The organism is Mesotoga sp. UBA5847 (genome assembly GCF_002432735.1).
Lineage (GTDB): Bacteria > Thermotogota > Thermotogae > Petrotogales > Kosmotogaceae > Mesotoga.
Genome location: NZ_DJGL01000088.1, coordinates 1 through 10,522 on the forward strand (window position 1 = coordinate 1; position 10,522 = coordinate 10,522).

The 10,522-nt window shown below is 45.0% G+C and carries 7 protein-coding genes; 5 read left to right on the forward strand and 2 right to left on the reverse strand.

Features of this window, described 5'->3' with window-relative positions:
* Positions 1-1,585 (reverse strand): alpha/beta fold hydrolase (locus tag B3K91_RS11285; RefSeq protein WP_292595173.1); only part of this gene is annotated, 1,585 nt, incomplete at its 3' end.
* Between the two features lie 142 nt (positions 1,586-1,727).
* Positions 1,728-3,593 carry a glycoside hydrolase family 127 protein gene (locus tag B3K91_RS11290; RefSeq protein WP_292595175.1) on the reverse strand — a complete coding sequence of 622 codons (1,866 nt, stop codon included), beginning with the start codon at positions 3,591-3,593 and terminating at the stop codon, positions 1,728-1,730.
* An 88-nt stretch (positions 3,594-3,681) separates the two neighbouring features.
* Between B3K91_RS11290 and B3K91_RS11295 the strand changes: the two genes are divergently transcribed.
* The 5 genes from B3K91_RS11295 to B3K91_RS11315 form a co-directional block, all read left to right on the forward strand.
* Entirely contained in the window at positions 3,682-4,002 is a 321-nt protein-coding gene (locus B3K91_RS11295) for a hypothetical protein (protein ID WP_099829763.1), read from the forward strand.
* Between the two features lie 251 nt (positions 4,003-4,253).
* Positions 4,254-5,099: a M23 family metallopeptidase gene (locus B3K91_RS11300; RefSeq protein WP_292593020.1), complete on the forward strand. Its 846-nt coding sequence runs from the start codon at positions 4,254-4,256 to the stop codon at positions 5,097-5,099.
* A complete protein-coding gene (locus B3K91_RS11305) occupies positions 5,080-6,087 on the forward strand; it encodes a lipoate--protein ligase (protein WP_292593021.1) in 1,008 nt (335 codons plus the stop codon). The genes B3K91_RS11300 and B3K91_RS11305 overlap by 20 nt, the downstream gene beginning before the upstream one ends.
* 383 nt (positions 6,088-6,470) lie before the next feature.
* Positions 6,471-10,001, forward strand: coding sequence for a pyruvate:ferredoxin (flavodoxin) oxidoreductase (gene nifJ, locus B3K91_RS11310; RefSeq protein WP_292595178.1), 3,531 nt, complete (start codon positions 6,471-6,473; stop codon positions 9,999-10,001).
* 94 nt (positions 10,002-10,095) lie between these two features.
* Positions 10,096-10,522 (forward strand): ferritin family protein (locus B3K91_RS11315; protein ID WP_292595180.1); only part of this gene is annotated, 427 nt, incomplete at its 3' end.

A 10,522-nucleotide genomic window follows, 5' to 3' on the forward strand; every position in this document is an offset into this window, starting at 1 on the left:
TCTCAATTGTTCTGCCATTGTCCGAATCCTGAATAATAATACACTCTCTAACGGGCTCTGCGACTACTATAGTGGCCTCGAATGTTCTTTCTGGAGGTAGATCCTCCCAGGAACTCCCGTAGTCAAAGCGAACAGACGCCGTACCGTAGTTCATTCCTTCAAAATAGTATACTTGCTCGATTACTTTCGCTGCATACAATGGATTTTCAGATACCCTGGTTTCGCTTTCTTCCGGCTGTCTAAGGATTCCGGGATTTGTTGATGCTATTCGCCATTTCAGGTCAGAATCAACTGGTGATTCTAGTACGACCTCGATCGGTTCGTTCAGTCCAACAATGAAGGTTTTTCCAGAATCCGGAGTTGTAATGGTTAGGGGCTCAACAGAATACTCTTCAACATCTAGCGACATTGAACAAGTTCTCATTGGAGTCTCGTCCCAAATGGAGCCGAATGAAAACGTGATTCGGGTTGATCCGGACCCAACCACTCTGAAGCTAAACACATCGTAGCCGTTGCCTTGTTCTATTGGTTCTTCGTAGAAGGGATCTGAAATGAGCCTCACTATGTCTTCATCGAAGCTACTAATCTTCCACGAATAGCCAGCTCCAGGACTTGAAGGAAGCATGACTGTAAAATCCTCACTTATGTGCATGTTCACGTTTCTCTCCAGGTCTTCCTGACCGAATACTCTGTCTCCAGGATTTCCTTGAAGAATCTCACGGCTTGTTTTCGGGAGTATTCCTATGCTCGAGTTCTCTTCAACCCGTTTGAAGAAGCCGTCGACGATCAACTCAAAAGCAGCCTTTTCTTCAATCATTGGAAAGTGACCGCTGTTCATGAATGTCACAAATTCGCTGTTCGGAGCTCCAGACTGGTAGGCTGAGGTATGCGCGATCCCCGGAAAGCTCTTGATCCCAACGCAGACCAAAATAGGCACTCGAAGGTCGGGTAAACCTGAAGACAAGTCCAGTCCACGAAGTCTGCCTTCAATCGAGGCTGGATCCTCACCCCAGAAGAGGCTGTAGGTCGCCCTGTTAATCAGATCGTCCGTAATACCTTTGGCTCTGTCTTCAGTAGAAATACCGCCAAGCAAAAAGTTGTATTTGTCGAACCCATTCGTTGGCTCCGTTTCTCTTAGTTCGGATATTGCCAGATCAATCGCGGGATAGTTAAGTCTTGGATTGACCACTACAAGACTGAGGAGTCCGGGAGGATTTGTCAGAGCTAACCCTACGGCTACTGCACTTCCAAAGCCATGACCAACTAAATGGAAAGAGTTTAGGTCTAGGGAGTATATTAGTGCGGCTAGTTCAGATATATAGTACTGGAAGTCGATGTCTATAGAGGACGAATTCTCCGATTTCCCGCTTCCAAGGTGATCGTACCTTAGGATTCTTCTTTCCTGGAAGATACCTGTCATGTAAGAGCTGTCAAGACCGGGCCCATCACTTATTACTACTACTAGTTCCCCTTCGGTCCCCTCTATCTCGTAATAAATAAGGTTCCCATTGAAGACTATCTGTCCAGAAAACGATGAACAGACTGCTGACAGAACCAATAGAAAGACTGCAAGAATACTTCGCAAATCATTCACACTCCAGAAGATACACTAAGAGTCTTAACTCAACTATTATCCTATCGATTCGTGTCCAGTTCAAGTTGAACGCGAAAACCGAAAAGTCAAAACGCTAGTACGAATCCTCAGTCAGAGTTACGAAAAGGAATCTCTAGTGCATATGAAGCCAAACACACATCGGTGAATTTCCTCTGTTATTCCACGCATAATAGGGAATAAGAGAGAATTTTACATTTTCGCTCTTGCTTTTCACAGAACCGAGCGAGTTGTAAAGCTTCTTGTCCCAGTTGTTAATATCATAAGCGATTCCCTTTCCACTTAATGTGACTGGATTTCCCGTGAGCGTATCGTTTCGTGAGAGTTCTAAGTTTTTTCTCGAAGGGATAGACAACGTACGCACATCAAAAGAAGGATTGTCTACGCCTTCAGCACAGTAAACCAGCGGGCCGATTTGGACAGCAACTTTATCGGTATTCTCTCTTAGAAGTGGATTAGAGGTCATCAACCTGATTCTCATCGGAAATGTGAGCGAAATCTCTGTCTTGCCCTTCCAGTTGCCTTCAAGTCTCACAAAACCTCTTTCAGGTCTTATTTTCTGTTTCACGCCGTCTACTTGAAGATCAAACTCCCCTTCGGTCCATTCAGGAATTCTTAGGAGAATCGAGATGTCTGTATCTAGATCGGTGGAGATAATAAGATCGATTTCTTCGGAATGAGGATAGGCTGTCTTCTGGATGATCGCCACCTCACCGTCCCTAAAGGGAATTGCAGACTTGCTCTCCTCGTAGAAATTGACTCTTATTTCGTTCAAAGTAGTACCGTAAATGTAGCCCCCGAAGGATGTGAGCAATCTTGCGATATTGGGGGGGCAACACGCGCATTCAAACCATTCCTCTCGGCTGTGCTTTCCGGCATCCTCCAGAGGATTCACGTAGAAATATCGTTTACCGTCGAGAGAGATTCCAGAAAGGACACCGTTGTAGAAAGTCCGCTCCATTACATCGAGATACTTTGCGTCGCCGGAAATCATATACATACGCCAATTCCAGAATACATTTCCAATTGCGGCACACGTTTCCGCGTATGCTCTTCTGCTTGGCAGTTCGTACGCCTCGCCAAACGATTCTCCTTCATATCTTGAGCCAACTCCGCCCGTGATATATATCTTTCGCGCGATCAGATCGACCCAGAGTCTTTCGAGAACTGCGAGGAGCGTTTCATCGCCTGTCTCTAGAAATACGTCGGCCGCTCCAGCGAGTAAGTAAAGCATTCTGACTGCGTGTCCAGTAAGTTCTTTGAGATCTCTAAAGGGAGCATGGTCAATATGATACTCGTCACCACCTACATAGCCCTTTCCGCGATTATCTATGAGTCTTTCCACGAACTCCAGATAAGCACGGTCGGCGGTTTCGCGATGAAGCTCAACCAATGCCATTTCTAGATTGGGATGCCCGGTAGTAACTTCACTGTCGTCGTCATGAAAAGTCTCCAGAATTTCGTCGGCCACTCGCTTGCCGATTACGAAAAGCTTCTCATCACCTGAAGCTCTCTTATATGCTATCCCTGCTTGAATAAGATGACCCGCGCAGTAGAGTTCATGCATGTTCTTAAGGTCTTTCCAGCGTTCCGAAGTCCGATCACCTATGAAGTAAGTGTCTATGTATCCGTTGCCGTTCTGAGCCTGAGCTTCCTCAATAAGTGATATCAGTGACTCGATTCTCTCCCTGATTTCGGGATCTTCATTATACGGTAGCGAATAAGAAGCCGCCTCTATCCATTTGTATACATCGGAATCGTTGAAAAACCACCCGGTAAAGACTCCTTCCGATTTCCGTCCAGCCTTTCTGAAGTTTTCTATTCTTCCCGTCGATTCCAGATACTCATATTGAAGAGAGAGACTCGTCGACTTCATAAGTTCCTGATATCTGCTTACGAATCCCTCAAGTTTGACTCTTTCAAGCGCTATAGGTCTAACTTGCGCTCTTGGTGACCGCGAAGTGTCGTTGACAAAAGTCACGCTTTTCACCTCCAAAGAAGATGCTCTCTCCTCAAGAGTAGCAGAAAAGGTGAGAACTTTTGTATCCTGAGATAAGGAGGGGAAGACCATGTTTGAGAAGATAGATTATTGGGTTTCGGCAGCTAGTTACTCTGACAGAAATGGGACCTGGCTAATTGAGGCGGCACTTATCCATCCAAATGTGGGGGAGACCCACGAATATGGTGAGGAGTGGACACGCGAAGAGATCATTGATAAGTGCGACGTATTCGTGTTTTGTCTGATTTGTAAAGATGAAAAAGGGAATTGGAAGATGGGTTCTCAGTTGAGAAAAGTTGAGACCGAAAAAGGAGTATTCATCAGGACTGATGAGATGAAGAAGACAGGGGATTATCTTGGAGATATCCCGTTCTATGACAGTCTCAAGTAGTTGCAAGACTCGAAGTAAATGTTGGTTTAAGTTTAATCAAAGCCCACTTGGCTTTTCGCCCAAAGAAGAAACCGAGACTTCGGGAGCTGGAATTTGTTTGTTGGAAGCCATAATGCATCATAATTAAATCTACTCAAGAGAGAGCTTCTTTTAAGGACTGTCGCTGTGATATTATTAAAATTACTATCAGTTCAAATGAACTAGAATTCTTTGTATTATTTTGCGGATAAAAAATGGTTTGGGGGTTTCAGATGAGAGCTAAGATTCTCTTAACGCTTACCATTATACTTATATTTTCCCTAGCAACTGCCTTTGGAGTTGGTTTTATCAAATACCTGGTCAGGCCAGGCGATCGCCTCTTCAATATAATCAGGGATTATAACCTGAGAATAAGCACTGTCCTCGATTTGAACTGCATTAGCGATCCCCGTCAGCTGGAACCGGGTGAGTTCATTTACCTTCCTACTGGAGATGGCTTCTTCTATGAGGTTCAGTACGGTGATTCCATCGATTACATTGCTCGGCTGTTTTTTGCGCTTGCAGAGCATATAATGGTCGCAAACAATCTTAGCTGCAATTCCTATATATATCCCGGCCAAAGTCTGTTCATTCCGCTTGATTCGATAAACGTGTGCGGCAATGCAAATCCCGGTACACAGTTCACCTGGCCGGTCTATGGGAAGATTTCTTCGGAGTTCGGCTGGCGCAAAGATCCATTCACCGGCGCCTCAACCTTTCATTCCGGTATGGACATAGCAGTCCAGAAGGACGCTCCCGTCTTTGCTGCGAAGGATGGAACGGTTATAGAAGCCCAGGAAAACGGAGGATACGGACTAAATATAATAATCCAACACTATGACGGCACCAAGACAAGGTATGCTCATCTTAACAGAATAAGCGTCTATGTAGGGCAGAGAGTTCTCAGGGGGGAGCTAATCGGCAGAGTTGGAGAGACAGGACGAGCAACCGGGCCTCATCTCCACTTTGAGATCGTAGACTCTAACGATCAGTGTAGAGATCCAAGAAGCTATCTAACAGGAGCGAATTACATGTATGTGAGAAGAGAAATCGAAACTCTTGGTATCGGAGGTAGGTAAAATCCCTAGTACAATATTTGTTGAATCTGACTCATTTGATCCCTGGCTGAACCTCGCAGTCGAAGAGTATCTTCTATATTCATTTGCCAAAGAAAACATCGTTCTTTACCTATGGCAAAACGAGAACACGGTAGTGATTGGTCGAAACCAGAACGCTTGGCAGGAATGCAGGCTGGACAACCTTCACAGAGATGGAGGTAAGTTAGCAAGAAGACTATCCGGAGGCGGTGCGGTTTTTCATGATCTTGGAAACCTCAACTTTACCTTCCTCTTGCCAAAAAGAGAGTACGATCTTCACAGGCAACTATCGGTAATTGTGGACGGGGTAAAATCGGTAGGTATAGATGCTCATTTCAGTGGTCGAAATGACATTCTCGCGGAGGGAAGGAAGTTCTCTGGAAATGCTTTCTACCATGGACAGTATGCCTCTTATCACCATGGAACTATCCTCGTTGATGTAGATACGAGAAGACTTTCTGAATATCTGAATGTCTCCAGAGCAAAGATAGAATCGAAGGGAGTTAAGTCTGTCGTTTCTAGAGTAGTGAATCTAAGAGAGCTGAAACCTGATCTTACCATAGAAAGAATGAAAGAGGCAATGTATATGGGGTTCGCTGAAGAATACGGCAGAATATACGAAGTCTTGGATTTTGACGAACTAAGGAAGTCACCAGATGTGAAGTCGCTTTACGGAAAGTATTCTTCTAAGGAATGGCTATTGGGAAAGAGTCCGGAATTCAATTTCAAAATTGGCAATAGGTTTTCCTGGGGAGGTATCGAGCTGCTTTTTACATCGAAGAAGGGAATTATATCCGACGTGATAGTTTATTCAGACTCGATGGATGTGGATTTCATTGAACAACTGAAACGAGAGCTAATCAGAGTTGAGTTTTCCAGAGTTGCCATAGTGAAAGCGATTGAAATGCTTCCAGACTGTTCAGAAAGAAACGATATCATTGCGTGGCTTCAGACAACCGATCTGAACTAGTTCATCTTCAGCAGTTGCACTCGCTTTGTGTAATCCCTGAAGTTTAACGGTGAAATGCCGAAGGGCGATAATCTTCTTGGAAGCAACACGAAATGATCTATAAAACCTTTGGTCAAATGAGACCTTCTTCAGGAGACCAACTCTTATCTTCAGACGGCAACCGCACCTTGTGTCTTTCCTAAATGACTGTTACCATCACATTACAGAGATTATCTTTGATTTGTCAAATCGAAAAGATACATCTGTGTAAGCAGCGAAAAGATGTTCTATAATGTTAATGAGCAGCCAGATTTCTTGCTTGCTATTCTATGTGTTTGCTGCAGAATATAATTTTATGTTTTCCAATAGATATGAGATAATTTCAGGATTACAGGAGGTTTAGGATGGCACGAGTAATGAAAACCATGGACGGTAATACCGCTGCCGCCCATGTTGCTTATGCTTTTACGGAAGTTGCGGCTATTTACCCCATTACGCCTTCGTCATCTATGGCGGAGCTTGCAGATGCTTGGGCAGCAAATGGAATGAAGAATATCTTTGGGCAGCCGGTTGACGTTATAGAAATGCAGTCTGAAGCCGGAGCGGCCGGTGCGGTTCACGGTTCGCTTGTTGCTGGAGCTCTGACGACTACTTTTACGGCGTCACAGGGATTGTTGCTAATGGTCCCGAACATGTATAAGATTGCCGGAGAACTCTTGCCCGGTGTATTCCACGTCAGTGCTAGAGCAGTTGCCGGTCACGCGCTTTCGATTTTCGGTGATCATTCTGATGTAATGGCTACGAGACAGACAGGATTTGCTTTGCTGGCTTCAGGAAGTGTTCAGGAAGTCATGGACATTGGCTCTGTGGCACATCTTTCTGCAATCAAGTCGAGAGTTCCTTTCCTTCATTTCTTTGATGGGTTTAGAACTTCGAGCGAAGTTCAGAAGATTGAGGTTATGGATTATGAGGACCTTAAGGGACTTCTCGATTATGGAGCGCTAAAGGAGTTCAAAGACAGGGCTCTAAATCCAGATCACCCCAAGACGATGGGAACGGCCCAGAATCCCGATATCTACTTCCAGGCGAAGGAATCATCAAATAGATTCTATGACGCTGTTCCTGATATTGTGGCCGATTACATGGAAGAGATTTCGAAGATCACAGGCAGAGATTACAAGCCTTTTGTCTACTATGGTGACCCCAATGCAGAAAACGTTATTATCGCTATGGGTTCTGTCACCGATACGATAGAGGAGACCATTGATTACCTGATGAAGAAGGGTGAAAAGGTAGGAGTCATCAAGGTTCATCTCTACAGACCCTTCTCCGCGAAACACTTCTATGATGTTTTCCCGGAATCAGTCAAGAGAATAGCCGTTCTCGACAGAACGAAAGAGCCGGGTTCTCTTGGAGAGCCATTATATGAAGATGTGAAGACTCTCTTCTGTGGTGAAAAGGGCGCTCCCGAGGTTTATGGGGGAAGATACGGACTCGGTTCCAAGGACACAACCCCTTCTCAGATAAAGGCAGTTTACGACAATCTGAAGCTCTCGACACCGAAAAACCACTTCACGATAGGTATCGTAGACGATGTTACCAACACTTCTCTGGAGATCAAAGAGAGAATAAATACCGCTCCGGATAGCACTATTCGCTGCAAATTCTGGGGTTTGGGTTCCGATGGGACTGTCGGAGCTAACAAAGATGCAATAAAGATAATCGGCGATCATACCGATATGTATGCTCAGGGTTACTTTGCATACGATTCAAAGAAGTCTGGAGGCGTTACGATATCGCATCTCAGATTCGGCAAGAAGCCAATCAAGTCAACCTACCTTATTGATGAGGCAGATTATGTTGCTTGCCACAAACAGTCCTATGTGTATCAATATGAATTGCTTGAGGGACTCAAAAAGGGCGGCATTTTCGTTCTTAACACTAGCTGGGATTTCGAGGAGCTTGACAAGCATCTTCCTGCCGGTATGAAGAAATACCTTGCCGAAAACGAGATCAAATTCTACACCATCGATGCCACTAAGATTGCAATGGAGATTGGACTTGGCACGAGGATAAATACGATAATGCAGTCGGCATTCTTTAAACTGGCAAATGTCGTACCTATAGAAGACGCAGTTAAGTATCTAAAGGACGCGATCGTGAAGTCTTACGGCACGAAAGGTGAGAAGGTAGTACAGATGAACTACAAGGCGGTCGATAGCGGAATAGACGCCTTGAATAAGATAGATGTTCCAGATTCCTGGAAGAGTGCGAAAGAAGAAGTTAAAGAAGAAGAATCTGGAAGACCTGAGTTCGTGAGAAACATCGCAGATGTCATGAACAGGCAACAGGGAGACAAATTGCCCGTATCTGCCTTTGTTGGTAGAGAAAACGGAGAGTTCCCAAATGGGACGTCCGCATATGAGAAGCGAGGCATTGCGGTCATGATTCCGGAATGGCAGATCGACAACTGTATTCAGTGTAATCAATGCTCCTATGTCTGCCCACATGCAGCGATCAGGCCGTTCTTGATAAACGAAGAAGAGGAAAATAGGGCTCCTGCAACCTTCGAAGCTAAGAAAGCAATGGGTGGAAAGACTTTCGAGGGGCTGAAGTACAGGATTCAAGTTTCGCCGCTAGACTGCACGGGTTGCGGTAACTGTGCAGATATCTGTCCGTCTCCAAATAAGGCTCTAGTCATGAAACCTCTTGATACGCAGACAGAGAAAGAAGTACCAAACTGGGAATTTGCTACAGCAGTTTCTGAGAAGAAGGATGTCATGAATGTTGAGACACTCAAAGGGAGCCAGTTCTCCAAGCCTCTCCTCGAGTTCTCAGGGGCTTGTGCAGGCTGTGGTGAAACACCTTATGCCAAGCTTGTTACACAGCTATTTGGAGATAGAATGCTTATAGCCAACGCGACCGGTTGTTCCTCAATCTGGGGAGCCTCGGCTCCTGCAACTCCTTACTGCAAGAATAGCGACGGCAAAGGGCCGGCGTGGGCGAATTCTCTGTTCGAAGACAATGCCGAATATGGATTTGGGATGGCGATGGCGGTCAAGCACGGCAGAAGTAAGCTTGCCGGTATAATGGAAGAGCTTCTGAAGCAGGATATTCCCGAGGACATGAAGACGCCTTTCAAGGCTTGGCTTGAAGGAATGGACGATGCAAAAGCCTCAAAGGCAGCTACTCTTGGCATTCTCAATGTGATATCAAAGGGATCAAGAAACGAGAGAGTCAACGCTCTTTTGAAGCAAATTGAGGAAAGAAAGGATCTATTAATTAAGAAATCCGTGTGGGTATTCGGTGGAGACGGCTGGGGCTACGATATCGGTTACGGCGGTCTTGATCATGTACTTGCTTCAGGGGAAGATGTCAATGTTCTTCTATTTGATACCGAAGTATACTCAAACACCGGTGGTCAATCTTCCAAGTCTACGCCTAGAGCTGCTGTAGCGAAGTTTGCAGCTTCTGGAAAGAGAACGAAGAAGAAGGATCTAGGCAGGATGGCAATGACGTATGGATATGTTTATGTGGCCCAGGTCGCAATGGGAGCAGACAAGAATCAGGTGATCAAAGCGATCACTGAGGCTGAGAAATATCCTGGACCGTCTCTAATCATTGCATATTCACCATGTATAAACCACGGAATAAAGATCGGAATGGGAAAAACTCAAGAGCAGGAAAAGAGAGCTGTTGCTTCAGGCTACTGGCATCTTTACAGATACAATCCTCTTCTGAAGGAACAGGGTAAGAATCCCTTCATTCTTGACTCGAAGGAACCAAAAGAGTCGTTTGTCGACTTCTTGATGGGTGAAGTGAGATACAGCGCTCTTAAATCAACGTTCCCCGATATTGCCGATGAATTGTTCGAGAAGGCTGAGAAAGACGCTAAAGAAAGGTATGAAACATACAGGAGACTTGCCTCTGATTGATTCAATGTGAATTCTGCGGGTGGTTCACCGCCGCCCGCTTTTTGTCAGAATCGGATGGTTTTCTGTTTTTGCGATTCTCCAAAGGAGGTTTTAGATGAACGCTATCGATTATGCCCTTAAGTTGGAAAAGGACGGCAAGGCTTATTACGCAAAACAGGCAGAATGCGCTAAAGACGAGCAGTTGAAGAAGCTATTCGAGATGCTTGCGGAAGATGAGCAGAGGCACTATGAGATAATAAGGGGTTTTGAGGACAGAAACTACAGGTATAAGGGAACATACACTTTCAAGACTACCAGGAATATGTTCTCGGAGATGCTTAAGGATGAGAAGTGTTTCGAAATCGATGCAACGAATCTTGATGCATACGAGCATGCGGTAGAGATGGAAAAGGAAAGCATCAAACTTTATCTTGATCAGGCAAGACTAACAAACGAGTTATCTGAGAAGGAGATACTTCTTAAACTGGCAGCCGAGGAAAACAAACATCAGATAATTCTTGAGAATCTAATGGACTTTATCA